The sequence below is a fragment of the Terribacillus jepli genome (assembly GCF_047228925.1).
In the GTDB taxonomy this organism is placed as follows: domain Bacteria; phylum Bacillota; class Bacilli; order Bacillales; family Amphibacillaceae; genus Terribacillus.
Window position 1 is genome coordinate 37,529 of the sequence record NZ_JBFEGH010000024.1, and the last position, 17,474, is coordinate 55,002.

A 17,474-nucleotide genomic window follows, 5' to 3' on the forward strand; every position below is an offset into this window, starting at 1 on the left:
CAGGTTTTTATTTTAATGTGTTTCAGAAGGTTTTCCGACAGGCGTCGTTGTAGCTGTCGATTGTTCCTGTTCGATTTCATCTGCAGGGCGTACCTTTCTCAAGAAGAAGGAAAGCAGGAATCCGACTGCTGCGATGATCGTTGCAATCCAGAAAGCATCGTTGATACCTTCAATGGAACCCAGCAAAGTAGCTTGCTGTTGTGGTGTACCAGACGTCATCATGTCTGTAACGTGCTCTTTTGTTTGAGTTGAGAACACGGTAACAAGCAAAGCAGTACCGATTGCACCGGCCATTTGGCGAAGTGTATTGGCCATCGCTGTACCGTGTGCATAATAACGTTTCGGCAGCTGATTCAAGCCAGCTGTCATGATCGGCATCATAACCATGGATACACCGACCATACGGAAGGTATAAACAGTCATCATATACGTGTAAGTTGTATCGATAGACAACGTACTTAGGAAGTAAGTTGTGATCGTCGTGATCAAAAGTCCGATCAATGCAAGCGGACGAGCACCGATCTTATCGAACAGTTTACCAGTGATTGGTGACATGATCGCTGATACTAGTGCACCAGGCAATAGCAATAGACCTGATTTAAGCGGTGAGTAACCGAGCATGTTTTGGGTGAAAATCGGAATCAATAGCATCGCTGCAAACATTGCCATCGTAATGACGACGTTGATTGTTGTTGATAACGAGAACATCCAATATTTGAATACACGGAATTCCAGCATAGGTTTTTTGATTGTCAGCTGACGGATGATGAAAATCAGCAAGGCTATTCCACCCACTGTCAGTGTAGAGATGACTGGTGCGGAATCCCAACCTTTATCTCCTGCGACACTGAAGCCGTAAAGCAAGCCACCAAATCCTACTGTGGACAAGATAACAGATAGAACATCGACTGATGATTTCTGTGTTTTTGTTACGTTACGCAATACGTAGATTGCCAAGATAACATCGATAATAGCAATCGGCAAGATGATGAAGAATAACCATCTCCAAGATGCATGCTCCACGATGAATCCGGATAGCGTTGGTCCGATAGCCGGAGCGAACATCATCGCAAGGCCGATGACACCCATTGCACTGCCTCGCTTCTCGATTGGGTACAAGCTCAATACAGTATTGAATAATAATGGCATCATGATACCAGCGCCTGCTGCTTGTACAATACGACCGATCAGGATTGTTGTGAATTCAGGTCCGACCCCGCAAATGAGCGTCCCGATTGCGAACAAGCTCATGGCGGTGATAAATAGCTTACGAGTTGTGAATCTTTCCATAAAGAAAGCAGTAATTGGGATCAGGATACCGTTAACCAGCATGAATGCTGTTGTCAGCCATTGGGCTGAGTTTTCTTGTATATCCAAATCCACCATCATTTTTGGCAGCGCGATATTCATGAGCGTCTGGTTCAGAATGGCTACGAATGCGCCTAGAACCAAGATCGCGACGATTGGTCCTCTTTTTAATGTCTGCGGATCTACATAAGCAGAACGATCTTTCATGTTGTCTCATCTCCTTGAGTAATGATCTTTTTTAGCAAACGGTGGTGAAGAGACAATAATGTCTCTATTTCCTCCGTGCTGAAGTCTGAAATGCTCTCCAATCTTTGCAAATAGGTTCGGTAGGCTGTCTTTTTCTGCTCCAGTCCCTTTGGAGTCAGTGACAGTACGATGGCTCGCCGGTCGTGTGTCGAGCGCTCCCGTTTTACCAATTCAGCTTGTACAAGCCTTTCAACCGTTTCGCTAACTGTGCTCTTGCTCGCATTTACTTTTTGAGCAAGATCGTTCAAGCCAGTTCCAGGCTCGTCCGCTAATACTTTCAGGATGTGCAGCTGTACGACAGTCACACCCAATTGATCAGCATTGTGCCAGAATTGCTTGTGGAAAGCTTGGTTCAAACAGCGAAATGATTGGACGACTCGGCTGATTTTTTCCTCATCAGTCAAAGTTGTCATCCCCTCAACAAAAAAATAGTTCGCATGCGAACTGTTTCAGTAGGAACCATTCTACTCCTCTTTTGTAAAAATGCAATATAGAAATCTCGCGGAAAACGCTTCCCATAAAAAATAAAAGTTTTCTGACAAGACACACGGAACAAGAGCTTATTACGACAAGGAAAATTGCCGCAAAAGAGCTTTTGGTGTCCAAGCTGTGTTGAAGCCGGTGAGAAGGTATTGGATTAAGTCGAAATGTTTTTAGGTCTCGCTCGGTTCTTTTGACAAATTGTGAAGAGCTGATGTGGTTAAATGACCTTATTCAAATAAGAGTTTGTCCCGGGGTATGCCATGGTATGTACACAGAGCCTCGGTAAATATGGGGATAGGAGTGTTCAATGAATGGAGACTGTATCAAGAAAGAAATGGGGCATCTATGGTGTGGAGCAAAAGCGATTCGAGAATTGGAAGAAGAAGGGGTTTGAGCTTGCGAAACTTTTATTGATCGAGAAAGCATGGCTTTTGGCACTTGTAGGCTTCTTACTTGGACGGGCAGTGGTATTGACCACAGTTTCACCATTCGCGGTGGCATTTCTGGCATCCATCTGGCTTACTAGAAGAAAAAGAATGCTGCCGATCACGCTGGTTACAGTCGCAGGTGCCTGTACCTACCAGTGGACACACGGCTTGTATATAGCAGGTGCTGCATTTGTCCTTTATTTCTTGGCTATGCTTTGTAAGAGGATTCCGCACCAAATTCGGGTGATGGCGGTGCTCGTCTTCCTGGCAAGTGCACTGCCGAGGATGCTGGCATTCTCTTATGAAAATACATTGTCCAGCTTTGATTGGATGATGATCGGCGTCGAAGGCATTCTTGGTTCTGTACTCTTTATCATCTTTATGCAAAGCATTCCGCTATTATCCATTAAAAGATATTATCCGGCATTAAAAAATGAAGAAATTGTCTGTTTGATCATTTTACTCGCCTCGGTCCTGACGGGCACGATCGGATGGCAGCTTCAAGGCGCTGGGGTCGAGCAAATTTTCTCCCGTTACTTTGTCCTGCTGCTGGCCTTGATCGGTGGAGCGGCTATGGGTTCGACTGTCGGGGTGGTTGCGGGGTTGATTCTCAGTCTCGCCAATGTTGCCAGCCTCTATGAGATGAGTCTGCTGGCATTCGCTGGATTGCTTGGCGGTCTATTGAAGGATGGAAAGAAAATCGGTGTGAGCATAGGGCTCATCATTGGTACATTGCTCATCGGTGTGTACGGGCAAGAGCAGGGCATACAGGAAGTGTATCCATCCTTGCTTGCTTCAGCAATGAGTATTTTACTGCTTGTTTTGACGCCGGATAGCTGGATCCGCCGTATGTCCCGGTTCGTTCCCGGCACTGCAGAGCAAGCCCAAGAACAGGAGCAATATTTACAAAAAGTCCGGGATGTCACGGCTAATCGTGTTCAGCAGTTCTCCAATGTATTCGATGCATTGGCAAAAAGCTTCGCTGCGCCTGACCGGGCTGCAGAGGATGTGCGGAATCGGGAAACTGATTTCCTGCTTGGCAATGTGACCGAGCAGACGTGTCAGTTGTGCTTCAAAAAGGATCGCTGCTGGGGTGCGCAGCAGTTTGATCGTACGTATCAGTTAATGGAGAGTCTCAAGGAAGATATGGAGGACGGCGGGCCGCCGAATAAGCTGCTGGAGCGGAACTTGGAATCCCACTGTGTCAAATCGAAAAAAGTGGTTGAAACGATGAAGCATGAGCTGAGTTTCTACCAAGCAAATCAAATGCTCCGGCGGCAAGTACAGGAAAGTCGCCGGTTTGTCGCAGACCAGCTGAATGGTGTATCGGAGGTAATGGGCGACTTCGCAAAAGAAATCGTCAAGGAAAAGGAGAATCACGAACAACAGGAAGTGGAAATGATGGCTGCTTTACGGGCGGCTGGCTTAGTCGTGGACAAGCTGGATGTGTTTTCCCTGACCAAAGGCGGCATTGATATCGAAATGCATGTATCCATACAAGGGTACCATGGCGAGGGGCAAAAGCTGATCGGTCCCATTCTATCCGACATTCTGGGGGAGAGTGTCGTCGTGACGAAGGAAGAGATAGCGCCGTTTCCGGATAAATCCTGTTTCCTGGCGTTTTCTTCCATCAAAAAATTCATTGTGGATACAGGAGTGGCACATGCGGCAAAAGGTGGGGGGTTCGTCTCGGGGGATAGCTTTTCCACGATCGAACTAGGGGCGGGCAAGTATGCAATCGCAATCAGTGATGGAATGGGAAATGGAGATCGGGCACATGAGGAAAGCACCGAGACGCTACGACTGTTGCAGCAGATTCTGCAGTCGGGAATCAGGGAAGAAGTGGCAATCAAATCAATCAATTCAATCCTCTCGCTCCGCTCCAATGAGGAGATATTCGCTACATTGGATCTGGCAGTCATCGATTTGCATGACGCAGCTGTCCAATTCCTAAAAATCGGATCGACGCCAAGCTTCATCAAGCGAGGTGATCAGGTCATTAAAATAGAGTCTGGCAATTTGCCTATCGGTATCGTGCAGGATCTGGAGGTGGATGTTGTCAAGGAGCAGCTGCAGCCGGGTGATTTGCTTGTCATGATGAGTGACGGTATCTTTGAAGCTCCGCGCCATGTGGAGAATACAGATATTTGGCTGAAGCGAAAGATCAAGGAAATGAAAACGACCGTGCCGCAGGAGATGGCCGATCTGCTCCTGGAGGAGGTTGTTCGCCATCGCGAGGGAGAGATAGAGGATGACATGACCGTCATGGTGGCCGCCATTGACAGGAATATGCCGGAATGGGCTTCCATTCCTACTTATAAAAACAAAGTGAAGGAGGCGTAAGGAACGTATATTATCTTCTTTTCCCGTCGAAGATGGAGATAACGAATGGAGAAGAGGGATAACGATGAAACCGAGTACGCTGAAACAAATCCTGCTCATTACAGATGGATGCTCCAACCGCGGGGAAGACCCGGCAGCAGTTGCTGCATTAGCTTACGCTCAACATATTACGGTCAATGTAATCGGTATTCTGGAGGAGGGACATGCTGAACATTCAGTCAGCCTCGAGGAAGTGGAGAATATCGCAAAAGCAGGAGGCGGTGTCAGTCAGCTGATCTATAAGCAAGCTTTGACAGAGACCGTCCAAATGGTGACAAAGCAGGCAATGACCCAGACAATCGAGGGTGTCGTCAATCAAGAACTGAAGCAGATTCTAGGTCCTGGCAATACATTGGACGACCTGCCGCCGGATAAAAGAGGGGATGTGCTCGAGGTTGTCGAGGATATTAGTGAAACGGCTAATCTGGAGGTGCTTATCCTAGTCGATACGAGCGCCAGCATGCATCATAAGCTCCTTGTGGTGAAAGAAGCGCTGATCGATTTGTCAATCAGCATGAATGCACGACTTGGCAATAACAAGTTCGCCATATTTGGTTTTCCGGGGAAAAGGGAGCCAGCTGTTAAGGTGATGGAGTGGACCGAGCGGCTGGAAAATGTGTCTTCTGTCTTTCCGAAGCTTGCTACAGGCGGCGTGACACCGACCGGACCTGCGCTGAGGGAAGCGTTGCATGAATTCAGCCGCCAGTCGTTAAAAAAGCGGTCGGTAGATGACGGGATGACCGAATATGAAGAATTCGGCAGCTGAAATACGTACTGGCATCCGTTTGTCAGGCAAGTGGCACCATGGAGATTACCCATTGATTCGAAAACTCGGAAGCGGGGCAATCGGATCTGTGTATCTAACAGAAAGAAATGGCATCCATGCAGCCTTGAAAATCAGTGATAAACGCACCTCGATGACAATGGAGGTGAAAGTGCTGCAATCACTGAAAAAGGTCCAGGGATATTTCCTCGGGCCTTGTTTGTTTGATACCGATGACTATGTCAGTCCGAGCGGTCGGCTATATACCTTTTACGTCATGGAATATATCCAAGGGAGTCGACTTGATACGTACATCAAAGCAAAAGGACCGGAGTGGCTGCCGGTATTGCTGCTGGGACTGCTGGATGACTTAGACCATCTTCACCGGTCGGGGTGGGTTTTCGGTGATTTGAAGCTTGATAATCTAGTCGTCAGCGAAAAACCTGCTCGGCTCCGATGGGTGGATGTAGGAGGGACGACACAGCTGGGTCGTGCAATCAAGGAATATACCGAGTTTTATGACCGCGGACACTGGGGGATGGGAAGCAGGAAAGCAGAACCGACATATGACTTGTTCGCGCTTGCTATGACTGCGTTGGAAATTTTGAATGGCGGAAGGTTTGCAAAAGGCGAGACACCGAAAATTTCGATTAAGAGGGCATTGCACGCTGCCGGGAAGCTGCGTCCCATTTTAGAGAAAGCATTGACGGGCAAATATACCGACAGTATCGGAATGAAGCAAGATTTAGTGAAGCTCTTGATGAAAAAGAAGTCGCCGGCGCCAGTCTCTCCGCCTTCCAGAATGGCAAAAAGCAGCCGGCGCAAGACGGGACTCGGAGAAAGCATAGTACTAAGTGTCTATGCTATCATTTGCTATGTGATATATCTGCTGCAATAAACTTTTTGTCTAATCGCATCAATGGTACGATGAAAGCAGCAATTACATAAGGATGAAGGTAAATGAAAAAGACTGTGGCAGCATTTATGGACAGACACGATTTATGGAAGGAAAACACCACTATCCTGGTAGGTGTATCCGGTGGGCCGGATTCGATGGCACTTCTCCATTTCCTGAAGGAACATAGGGGGCAGAAAGGCTGGCAGATCATTGCATTGAGTGTCGATCATGGATTGCGCGGAGAAGAATCCAGGATGGATGCTGAATTCGTGGAATCGATTTGCGAAAAATGGGGGATTAGGTCAGAAGCTGTAACAGTGGATGTTCCGGCCTGGAAGGAAACACATCAGCAGAGTACCCAGGTGGCAGCCAGGGAGATGCGCTATCGCTATTTTGAGGAGCGCATGAATCATCATAAAGCGGACGCTTTGTTTCTTGCCCACCATGGTGATGATCAGGCAGAAACGATTCTGATGCGTCTGGCGCGCGGTTCCAATCCCGCAGCCGTCAGTGGTATGGATATCCGGAGGCCCTTTGCTGGCGGGGAAATCATCCGGCCGATGCTGTCTTGCAGCAAATCGGAAATCCAACAATATTGTGAACAGCATGCTCTGCCGTATCGCATCGATCCGTCCAACGCCACGGAAGATTATACGCGTAATCTTTTCCGGCATCGGGTACTGGCTCCGATAAAAAACGAATTCCCTGCCTTCCATCAACATGCGCAGCGCTTCAGTGAAGCACTTAAAGCGGATGAAGCTTACTTGGAGGGACAGGCGGCAAAAATGTTCAAAGAAGCGGTGGAATACGATGCTGCAAAACAGACGGCAGCCTTTGAAATAGAACGATTCACTACATACCCGATTGCTTTACAAAGAAGAGTGTATCATCTAATATTGATGTATCTGTATCAAGCGCTTCCGGTGGATTTGCATCATCGGCACGAAGCGCAATTTTTTGAACTGATAGCTAGCTCTAAAGCAAACAGCTCACTAGATTTTCCGGCAGGATTACAACTGACAAAGTCTTATGGCCATATGACGGTTTCTTTCCGTAATGGGGAAAAAGACTTATTCCACTATACATTACACGCTCCCGGATGCGTCACGTTACCTGATGGATCTCTATTAAAGGCTACTTTTACCCCTCACCCAAATGAAAACAATTCCCATATCTTCGTATTGCCCGTTGACGATGTCACTTTGCCTTTACGGGTACGCACAAGGAAAAATGGCGACAAAATGAAGCTGCGCGGAATGAGAGGGACCAAAAAAGTAAAAGATATTTTCATTGATGAAAAAATTCCTGCTGATCAAAGGCAGGTTTGGCCGATTGTGGAGGATGCGACTGGCACTATTTTATGGCTTATCGGTTTGAGAAAAGGGGAAACAGGCAGAACAACAGGAGAAACAGGCAGCTATTTGTGTCTGTGCTACCAAGCGAAAAATGGGGAACAAACAGGAGGACCGAGCAATGCATGATGAGATTGAGAAGATATTGATTACGAAGGAAGAGATCGAGGCGAAATGTGCTGAGATCGGTAGACAGCTTACAGAGGAATATAAAGATTCCTTCCCGCTTGCTATCGGTGTGTTGAAAGGTGCCCTTCCGTTCATGTCCGATGTGCTCCGTCATATGGATACACATCTTGAGATGGATTTCATGGATGTGTCCAGTTATGCCGGGGGCATGACATCCACTGGTGAAGTGAAGATCGTCAAGGATCTGGATACAAAAGTGGAAGGCAGAGATCTTCTGATCATTGAGGATATCATCGACAGTGGTCTCACCTTGAGCTATCTGGTTGATTTGTTCAAATACCGGAAAGCGAAGTCGATTAAGATTGTCACACTGCTTGATAAGCCTTCGGGACGTACGGCGAAGATCCAGGCGGACTTGGTCGGTTTCCGCGTGCCGAATGAATTCGTCGTCGGCTATGGTTTGGATTATCAGGAGAAGTACCGTAATTTGCCATATATCGGTGTTCTGAAACCGGAAGTGTATGGCGGCGCCCGGACCGAATAAACGGTATCGGCATGGAATGGCATCCTTTTACATAAGGTAAAGGGTATTTAGTTGTATAGCAGGTTTTGCGTATGGTAGTATTTACTATAGTTTTCTCGTTTGGGAGGAGGTAGGCAATGAGCAAAGTGTTCCGTAATACCCTAATGGTTATAATTATATTTGTAGTCATTATCGGTGTGATCAACTTATTCAGGAATCAGACGAATGAAGTCGAACAGTATGACATTAACAAATTCAGGACCACACTTGAGAGTGGTGACATACAAAGCATGACCGTCCAGCCTACTAACAATATCTATACGTTAAGAGGAGAGACGGAAGATAACAAGCAGTTCCAGACTGAGATACCTCAGAATGAGCAGCTGATGAGTGATATCATCAATACTGCAAATGAACAAGGTGTTAAGTTGAATGCAGATGAAGAGCCGCAGCCAAGCTTCTGGCAGACGCTGCTGACATCCATCTTCCCGATCTTGCTGCTTGTGCTGATTTTCTTGTTCTTCATGAGCCAGGCGCAAGGCGGCGGCAGCCGAGTGATGAACTTTGGTAAGAGCAAGGCGAAAATGTACAATGAAGAGAAGAAGAAAGTGAAGTTCCGCGATGTAGCCGGAGCTGACGAAGAGAAGCAGGAGCTTGTCGAAGTTGTCGACTTCCTTAAAGATCCTCGCAAATTCTCTGCTGTAGGAGCCCGCATTCCGAAAGGTGTCCTGCTTGTGGGACCTCCGGGTACAGGTAAAACATTGCTTGCCCGTGCGGTGGCAGGAGAAGCAGGCGTTCCATTCTTCTCTATAAGTGGTTCGGACTTCGTAGAGATGTTTGTAGGGGTCGGTGCATCCCGTGTACGTGATTTATTTGAAAATGCGAAGAAGAACGCACCATGTATCATCTTCATCGATGAGATTGATGCCGTAGGTCGTCAGCGTGGAGCTGGTCTGGGCGGCGGTCACGATGAGCGTGAGCAGACATTGAACCAATTGCTTGTCGAGATGGATGGTTTCGGTGCCAATGAAGGTATCATCATCATCGCTGCGACAAACCGTGCTGATATTCTTGACCCAGCCCTTCTCCGTCCTGGCCGTTTCGACCGTCAGATCACAGTCGATCGCCCAGATCTAGGCGGACGTGAAGCTGTCTTGAAGGTACATGCCCGCAACAAACCGCTTGATGAGTCCGTTAATCTGCGTACAATCGCAATGCGTACGCCAGGATTCTCCGGAGCGGATTTGGAGAACCTGTTGAATGAAGCTGCACTGGTAGCTGCACGAAATGATCGTAAGAAAATCGTCATGGCCGATGTCGATGAAGCGATTGATCGTGTCATTGCCGGTCCTGCGAAGAAAAGCCGTGTCATCTCCAAGAAAGAACGTAATATCGTTGCTTATCATGAGAGCGGACATACTGTCATCGGCATGGTCCTCGACGATGCGGACATGGTGCATAAAGTCACTATCGTCCCTCGAGGCCAAGCTGGCGGTTATGCTGTCATGCTGCCGAGGGAAGATCGTTACTTCATGACCAAGCCGGAATTGCTTGATAAGATCACCGGATTGCTTGGAGGACGTGTTGCTGAGGAGGTCATCTTCGGGGAAGTAAGTACCGGAGCACATAATGACTTCCAGCGAGCGACGAATATCGCCCGCAAAATGGTTACCGAGTACGGTATGAGTGATAAGATCGGTCCGTTGCAGTTCACAAGCAATGGCGGGAATGTATTCCTTGGCCGTGATATCCAGAATGAACAAACATACAGTGATGCAATCGCTTATGAAATCGATCAGGAAGTACAAAACTTCATCAACCAATGTTATGCGCGTGCCAAACAGATTCTTACAGAAAACAAAGAGAAGCTGGAGCTTATCGCTCAAACATTGCTTGAGATCGAAACATTGGATGCGTTCCAAATCCAAACATTGTTTGATAAAGGACGACTGCCAACAGAGGAAGAAGTTGCCGCTGAACGCAGCAAGTCTGATAAAAAAGCCAGCCTGACAAAGGATGAAGATGACGAAGTAACTGTCACAATCCAGCCGCAGGAAGAAAAGGAAGTAACACCAGCCGATGACAATGCCATCGATGAGGATACTTCCACTCCGCGGGAACAGTCAGGTATACCAGAAGATGAGCCGCGCCAAGACGGCGGTTCGGATGATCGTCCAAGATCATAATAGAAAAGGTCTCCTATCGGGAGGCCTTTTTTCATTGTTTGGGTATAGTAAACATATAAAGGGATTTACCTGCTGGATTATGATAAGATAAACAATACCTTGTGGACAAAAGACCGTATACGGTTGATATATAAAAGGAGTGACATTGCTCTTATGGGTGATTATTTAATTAAAGCAACAGGATTTAACGGAGCTATTCGGGCTTACGCTATCCAATCGACAGAATTAGTGGAAGAGGCGCGTCGCCGTCATGATACTTGGGCAACGGCGTCAGCAGCCTTGGGACGTACACTGACAATCAGCGCGATAATGGGTGCCATGCTAAAAGGGGAAGACAAGCTGACCGTAAAGGTCGAAGGCGATGGACCGGTAGGACCGATTATCGTAGACAGTAATGCAAAAGGTGAAGTGAGAGGATATATCACGAATCCGCATGTCGATTTTGAACTGAATTCCATCGGGAAATTGGATGTATCCCGGGCTGTCGGTACTGTCGGAACATTGAGCGTAGCCAAAGATCTTGGACTGAAAGAGATGTTCACTGGTCAAGTACCAATTGTTTCGGGGGAAATCGGTGATGACTTCACCTATTATTTCGCTAATTCCGAGCAGGTACCTTCTGCGGTCGGCGCGGGAGTATTGGTTAACCCAGATCATACCATTCTTGCGGCAGGTGGCTTTATCCTCCAAGTAATGCCGGGAGCCGATGACAGCATCATCACGCAATTGGAAGAGCGAATCGGCTCCATTGCGCCGATATCCACCTTGATTCGGGAAGGGAATACACCTGAGCAAATCCTTGAGAAGCTGATCGGGGAAGAGAATATTCACTTCCTGGACACCTTGCCGATCAGTTTCACATGCCAATGCTCCAAGGATCGCATCCAGAATGCAATCAAGAGTCTTGGAAACGAAGAAATCCAAGCTATGATCGACGAAGATCATGGAGCAGAGGCGAGCTGCCATTTCTGTAATGAGACGTACACATTTACTGAAGAGGACTTAAAAGCGTTACTCCAATGACCACTCATTTGGATTGACTTTTAGCAGAAATTTGCTTACAGTTAAATAAATCCAATTAAAATAGTGGGAATTAGGGGGAATAATCATGGCAATTGCATCATCCATTTCTGAATTGATCGGAAACACACCAATCGTGAAGCTTAATCGAACAGCGGACGCAGATAGTGCCGAGATTTATGTAAAGCTCGAATTCCAGAATCCAGGCGGATCTGTTAAGGATAGGATTGCTCTTGCAATGATTGAGGACGCAGAAGAACATGGCAAATTGAACCCGGGTGACACAATCATCGAGCCGACGAGCGGCAATACCGGAATTGGTCTTGCCCTTGTGGCGGCGATCAAAGGGTATAAAGCTATTCTTGTCATGCCTGATACGATGAGTATGGAAAGACGCAACCTGCTTCGTGCTTATGGAGCGCAGCTCGTATTGACTCCCGGTGCTGAAGGAATGAAGGGTGCCATTCAGAAGGCAGAAGAATTGCAGAAGGAAAACGGCTATTTCATGCCTCAGCAGTTCAATAATGAAGCCAACCCTGCCATTCACGCACGTACGACTGGTAAAGAGATTGCAGCTGAGTTCGGCGGCGATCTGGATGCGTTCATCTCTGGGATCGGTACAGGCGGTACCATTACCGGGGTAGGTAAAGTTCTGAAAGAATTGAATAAGGATATCCGGATTGTGGCAGTAGAGCCGTCTAACTCACCGGTTTTATCCGGCGGTAAGCCAGGACCGCATAAAATTCAGGGTATTGGTGCAGGATTCGTTCCAGCAATCCTGGATACGGAGATTTACTCCGATATCATTCAAGTGGAGAATGATGAAGCATACGCGACTGCCAGGGAAACAGCTGCCAAAGAAGGCTTGCTGGGTGGCGTTTCAACTGGAGCTGCCATCTTCGCAGCTAAAAAGGTTGCCAAAGAACTTGGACCAGGCAAGAAGGTGTTGGCGATCGTTCCTAGTAACGGCGAACGTTACCTCTCCACACCGCTATACCAATTCGAAGACTAATAGAACGGAAAGCCCCTGCCTGAATAGGCAGGGGTGTTTTTTTATGCGGTAATTCGTGTACACTAGTATAAATAATAGATTGAACGGGAGGTTGACGCGACATGAAACGCAGAATAGGCAGTAGAGAATACGATCTTTCCAAGCGGACACTCGTAATGGGAATCATTAACGTGACACCCGACTCTTTTTCGGACGGAGGCAGTTATACAACTGTAGAAGCAGCTGTCAAACAAGCGCAAAAGCTCGCAGCAGATGGGGCGGACATTCTGGACATTGGCGGGGAATCGACGCGGCCTGGATTCGAACCGGTATCGACAGATGAAGAGATTGCGCGTGTAGTGCCGGCCATACGGGCAATAAGAGAAGTAGTGGATCTGCCGATATCGATAGATACGTACAAAGCAAATACGGCAGAAGCAGCAATTGAGGCAGGTGCATCCATCATCAATGATATCTGGGGTGCGAAATGCGATCCTGAAATGGCTGATGTTGCAGCACGAACAGGAGTTCCGATCATCCTGATGCATAATCGAAAGGAAGCTCGTTACGACGATTTAATTCCAGACATGATTAAAGATCTGGAAGAAAGTATCGCAATTGCTTTGAAGGCAGGTGTGAAGCAGGAGGATATCTGGCTGGATCCGGGCATTGGTTTTGTCAAGTCCTTTGAGGAAAACATGACTGCAATGCGTCAGCTGGATAAGATAACGGCTTTGGGCTATCCTGTACTTCTCGGTACATCCAGAAAAAGGTTTATTGGTACGGTGCTTGATTTGCCTGCAGATGAACGGGATGAAGGTACAGCGGCTACGACAGCGTTTGGCATAACAAAGGGCGTGCACATGGTGCGGGTCCATGAAGTAAAACAGACAGCACGCATGGTGAAAATGATGGATGCGCTAGTTAGGGAGGAGTAAATGATGGATAAAATATATATGAATCAATTGCAGTTCTACGGCTATCATGGTCTATTTCCGGAAGAGAACAAATTGGGTCAGCGTTTTATAGTGGATGCGGTACTGGAACTGGATCTTCGTCAAGCGGGCGAATCGGATGACATGACACAATCGATCCATTATGGACAGGCGTATGAAGTCATCAGAGACATTGTGGAAGGACGGGCGAAGAATTTGGTGGAAGCTGTGGCAGAAGAGATTGCCAAGCAATTATTTGCCGCATTCTCATTATTGGAAGCATGCACGGTGAAAGTCATCAAACCCGATCCCCCGATTGCTGGCCATTATGAATCGGTAGCGGTGGAAATACGGCGGGAACGTCCATGAAACAGGCTTGGATTGCACTGGGGTCAAATATATCCCCAAGAGAGACGTACCTGGAGCAGGCTGCCCGGAAATTAAAAGAGCAACCTGGTATTCGACTGAAGCAAGTTTCGACAGTGTATGAAACTGATCCGGTCGGTTATGAAGACCAAGATCAATTCCTGAACTTGGTCGTGGAAGTGGAAACAAGTTTGGGACCTATGGAACTTCTCCATATCTGCCAAAATATCGAACAGGAATTGGGACGGGAAAGGGTCATCCGCTGGGGACCGCGGACTGTCGACCTTGACATTTTGCTGTATAGTACTGAAAATATGAATGTTGAGGAACTTATCCTTCCCCATCCGCGTATGCATGAGCGTGCTTTTGTACTAGTTCCATTAGTTGAAATCGCACCCGACCTTCCATTAAAGGGGAAACAGATAAAGGAATGGCTGGATGGAATGGCTGACCAAGACGTGCAAGGTGTACGGCACTGGGGTACTTTAAATATATAGAAATAAACTTCATGGGAGGTAATGACGTTGTTCAAAATTGGTGATATCACCATTAAGAACCGAGTAGTATTGGCGCCGATGGCTGGTATCAGTAATTCTGCTTTCCGTTTGACCGTCAAGGAATTCGGTGCAGGGATTGTATGTGCGGAAATGATCAGTGACAACGGCATTGTGACTCGGAATGCAAAAACGATGAATATGCTGTATATAGATGAACAAGAAAAGCCAATGAGCTTGCAGATCTTTGGCGCTAAACCAGAGACGCTGGTGGAGGCTGCTAAGTTTGTCGACCAAAATACGACAGCTGATATCATCGATATAAATATGGGGTGTCCAGCACCGAAGATTACAAAGAACATGGCAGGTTCCCGTTGGCTGTTGCAGCCTGAGAAGATATATGAAATGGTTTCTGCAGTTGTAAAAGAAGTGAATAAGCCAGTAACCGTCAAAATGCGAACGGGTTGGGATGATAGCACGATCTATGCCGTGGAAAATGCGCAAGCGCTTGAAGAAGCAGGCGCTGCAGCAGTAGCATTGCATGGCCGTACACGAGAGCAGCATTATGAAGGACTCGCCAACTGGGACATCATTCGCCAAGTGAAAGAGTCTGTTTCCATTCCTGTTATCGGAAATGGCGATATCACAACGCCTCAGCTTGCGAAGCAGCGGTTGGAAGAGGCAGGTGTTGATGCCGTAATGATCGGACGTGCTGCCCTTGGAGATCCATGGATGATATACCGGACAGTGCATTATCTCGAAACAGGTGAGATGCTGGATGAACCGAAACCGCGTGAGAAGATTGACGTATGTGTATTGCATATGGATCGTTTGATTCGTCTCAAAGGAGAAAAAGTAGCAATTTTGGAAATGCGTAAGCATGCTGCCTGGTACTTGAAAGGTTTGGAAGGTACGGGGAAAGTGCGGAAGCTGATCAACTTAACGAACACGAAAGAAGAAATGCTCGATGCGCTTTATGATTTTGCGGACCAAGCGGAAGCATCCATCGCAATGTCTTAATCGGGCGTGCTTTATTGACACGGCAGTGCTGCTTTTCTATACTTATACGAGGTAGCAATGCGACAAGCCTCGCATTTTTTGAGGACGAACAATACTGCCAGTCATACTGGCAGTTTTTTTAGCATGTTAGAGACTGAATATAGAAGAAATGGGAGTGAACAGGATGAGTGAAGAATTAAACGATCAGATGCAGGTGCGTCGCGATAAAATGGAACAGCTCATGAACCAAGGTTATAACCCGTTCGGTGCCAGATTTGAGCGTACGCATCAATCCGAAGAGCTTGTAGCTGCATTTGATGCTTTCAGTAAAGAAGAGCTGGAAGAGAAAAAAGCAGAAGTGACAATTGCGGGTCGTCTGATGACAAAACGAGGAAAAGGTAAAGCTGGTTTTGCACATTTGCAGGACTTAAGTGGCCAGATTCAACTGTATGTACGTAAAGATCAGGTTGGCGATGAAGCTTACGAGTTATTCAGCAATGCGGATCTAGGTGATATCGTCGGTGTTACAGGTGTTATGTTCAAGACGAATGTAGGAGAGCTTTCCGTTAAGGCGACAACATTTGACATCCTGTCCAAGGCTCTTCGTCCGCTTCCTGATAAATTCCACGGCTTGACGGATATCGAGCAGCGTTATCGCCAGCGCTATCTTGACTTGATCGTAAACCCAGAGTCGAAGCAAACATTCATCACTCGCAGTAAAATCATTCAAAGCATCCGTCGTTACTTGGACGATATCGGATACTTGGAGGTGGAAACACCATTAATGCACAGCATTCCGGGTGGAGCGGCAGCTCGTCCGTTCATTACCCATCATAATGCTTTGGATATCCCGCTTTATATGCGTATAGCGATTGAGCTCCATTTGAAGCGCCTTATCGTCGGCGGATTGGAGAAAGTATATGAAATCGGTCGTGTATTCCGTAATGAGGGAGTATCCACGCGCCATAACCCTGAGTTCACAATGCTGGAGCTATACGAAGCATATGGTGACATGGATACGATCATGGAACTGACAGAAAATCTGATCGCCCATGTAGCGAAAGATGTACTAGGTAAAACTGTCATCCCTTATGGTGAATATGAAATCAATCTTGAACCGAAGTGGAGACGTCTGCACATGGTCGATGCTGTAAAAGAGTATACAGGTGTAGATTTCTGGAGTCATATGAGCGATGAAGAAGCGAAAGCACTTGCGAAGGAAAACGGAATTGAAATCAAAGATACAATGACATTCGGGCATATTGTAAATGAATTCTTTGAACAGCGTGTAGAGGACAAGCTTATCCAACCGACGTTCATCTATGGTCACCCAGTTGAGATTTCACCGCTGGCGAAGAAGAATCCAGAGGATGAGCGGTTCACTGACCGCTTTGAAGTATTCATCGTAGGAAGAGAGCATGGTAATGCATTTTCTGAGCTGAACGATCCGATTGATCAGCGTGAGCGTTTTGAAGCACAATTGAAAGAAAAAGAACAAGGTAATGATGAGGCGCATGAAATGGATGAGGACTTCTTGGAGTCACTTGAGTATGGTATGCCGCCTACAGGAGGATTGGGTATCGGTATCGACCGTCTGATCATGCTGTTGACGAATGCTCCATCCATTCGGGATGTATTACTCTTCCCGCAAATGCGTAACCGTTCCTGATTAAAAGAAGAAGGACTATTTGGTTCTTCTTCTTTCACCTTTATATAGGCATTTGCATAGAATGCAAACGAATGCGGGATAATGCTCTGTAACGGCTTGTAAGAAAATATAACATTTCTTTAAAAAAACTATTGCAATGCTATTACATCCGTGGTAAATTATTAGAGTTGCTTCGAACGGAGCGGCAAACGCAAGAAACAGAAACAAAAAACATGTTGACAACGCAAGTTAAAACATGATATGATGTTCTAGTCGCCAAATGAGCGATGGAACGAAATTGATCTTTGAAAACTGAACAAAAC

General features: G+C 46.9%; 15 protein-coding genes. 13 read left to right on the plus strand and 2 right to left on the minus strand.

Annotation, left to right across the window (positions count from 1 at the left end; translation table 11 throughout):
* Positions 1-12 precede the first annotated feature (12 nt).
* Both AB1K91_RS19180 and AB1K91_RS19185 read right to left on the minus strand, forming a co-directional pair.
* Positions 13-1,515 (minus strand): DHA2 family efflux MFS transporter permease subunit, encoded by a 1,503-nt coding sequence (locus AB1K91_RS19180; protein WP_413092203.1) that lies wholly within the window; start codon positions 1,513-1,515, stop codon positions 13-15.
* Positions 1,512-1,958, minus strand: coding sequence for a MarR family winged helix-turn-helix transcriptional regulator (locus AB1K91_RS19185; protein ID WP_413092205.1), 447 nt, complete (start codon positions 1,956-1,958; stop codon positions 1,512-1,514). Before AB1K91_RS19185 ends, AB1K91_RS19180 begins: the two co-directional genes overlap by 4 nt.
* A gap of 390 nt (positions 1,959-2,348) precedes the next feature.
* Between AB1K91_RS19185 and spoIIE the strand changes: the two genes are divergently transcribed.
* The 13 genes from spoIIE (at position 2,349) to lysS (ending at position 17,172) form a co-directional block, all read left to right on the plus strand.
* Entirely contained in the window at positions 2,349-4,808 is a 2,460-nt protein-coding gene (gene spoIIE / locus AB1K91_RS19190) for a stage II sporulation protein E (protein ID WP_413092207.1), read from the plus strand.
* Between the two features lie 64 nt (positions 4,809-4,872).
* A complete protein-coding gene (locus AB1K91_RS19195; protein ID WP_413092209.1) occupies positions 4,873-5,613 on the plus strand; it encodes a hypothetical protein in 741 nt (246 codons plus the stop codon).
* Positions 5,594-6,508 (plus strand): protein kinase domain-containing protein, encoded by a 915-nt coding sequence (locus AB1K91_RS19200; RefSeq protein ID WP_413092210.1) that lies wholly within the window; start codon positions 5,594-5,596, stop codon positions 6,506-6,508. Before AB1K91_RS19195 ends, AB1K91_RS19200 begins: the two co-directional genes overlap by 20 nt.
* Positions 6,509-6,570: 62 nt before the next feature.
* Positions 6,571-7,989, plus strand: coding sequence for a tRNA lysidine(34) synthetase TilS (tilS, locus tag AB1K91_RS19205; protein WP_413092212.1), 1,419 nt, complete (start codon positions 6,571-6,573; stop codon positions 7,987-7,989).
* Complete coding sequence (hpt, locus tag AB1K91_RS19210) at positions 7,982-8,533, plus strand: hypoxanthine phosphoribosyltransferase (protein ID WP_413092214.1); 552 nt, start codon at positions 7,982-7,984, stop codon at positions 8,531-8,533. The genes tilS and hpt overlap by 8 nt, the downstream gene beginning before the upstream one ends.
* Positions 8,534-8,649: 116 nt before the next feature.
* A complete protein-coding gene (ftsH, locus tag AB1K91_RS19215) occupies positions 8,650-10,698 on the plus strand; it encodes an ATP-dependent zinc metalloprotease FtsH (RefSeq protein ID WP_413092216.1) in 2,049 nt (682 codons plus the stop codon).
* 153 nt (positions 10,699-10,851) lie between these two features.
* Positions 10,852-11,721, plus strand: coding sequence for an Hsp33 family molecular chaperone HslO (hslO, locus tag AB1K91_RS19220; protein WP_413092218.1), 870 nt, complete (start codon positions 10,852-10,854; stop codon positions 11,719-11,721).
* Positions 11,722-11,806: 85 nt separating this feature from the next.
* Positions 11,807-12,730, plus strand: a complete 924-nt coding sequence (cysK, locus tag AB1K91_RS19225; RefSeq protein WP_413092219.1) for a cysteine synthase A — start codon at positions 11,807-11,809, stop codon at positions 12,728-12,730.
* A gap of 101 nt (positions 12,731-12,831) precedes the next feature.
* On the plus strand, positions 12,832-13,647 hold the full coding sequence (folP, locus tag AB1K91_RS19230) for a dihydropteroate synthase (protein ID WP_413092221.1): 816 nt from the start codon (positions 12,832-12,834) through the stop codon (positions 13,645-13,647).
* A 3-nt stretch (positions 13,648-13,650) separates the two neighbouring features.
* Complete coding sequence (gene folB / locus AB1K91_RS19235; RefSeq protein ID WP_413092237.1) at positions 13,651-14,013, plus strand: dihydroneopterin aldolase; 363 nt, start codon at positions 13,651-13,653, stop codon at positions 14,011-14,013.
* Positions 14,010-14,507: a 2-amino-4-hydroxy-6-hydroxymethyldihydropteridine diphosphokinase gene (gene folK, locus AB1K91_RS19240; RefSeq protein WP_413092223.1), complete on the plus strand. Its 498-nt coding sequence runs from the start codon at positions 14,010-14,012 to the stop codon at positions 14,505-14,507. Before folB ends, folK begins: the two co-directional genes overlap by 4 nt.
* Positions 14,508-14,534: 27 nt before the next feature.
* Positions 14,535-15,524 carry a tRNA dihydrouridine synthase DusB gene (gene dusB / locus AB1K91_RS19245; RefSeq protein ID WP_413092225.1) on the plus strand — a complete coding sequence of 330 codons (990 nt, stop codon included), beginning with the start codon at positions 14,535-14,537 and terminating at the stop codon, positions 15,522-15,524.
* A gap of 163 nt (positions 15,525-15,687) precedes the next feature.
* Positions 15,688-17,172 (plus strand): lysine--tRNA ligase, encoded by a 1,485-nt coding sequence (gene lysS, locus AB1K91_RS19250; RefSeq protein ID WP_413092227.1) that lies wholly within the window; start codon positions 15,688-15,690, stop codon positions 17,170-17,172.
* The last annotated feature ends 302 nt before the right edge of the window (positions 17,173-17,474 follow it).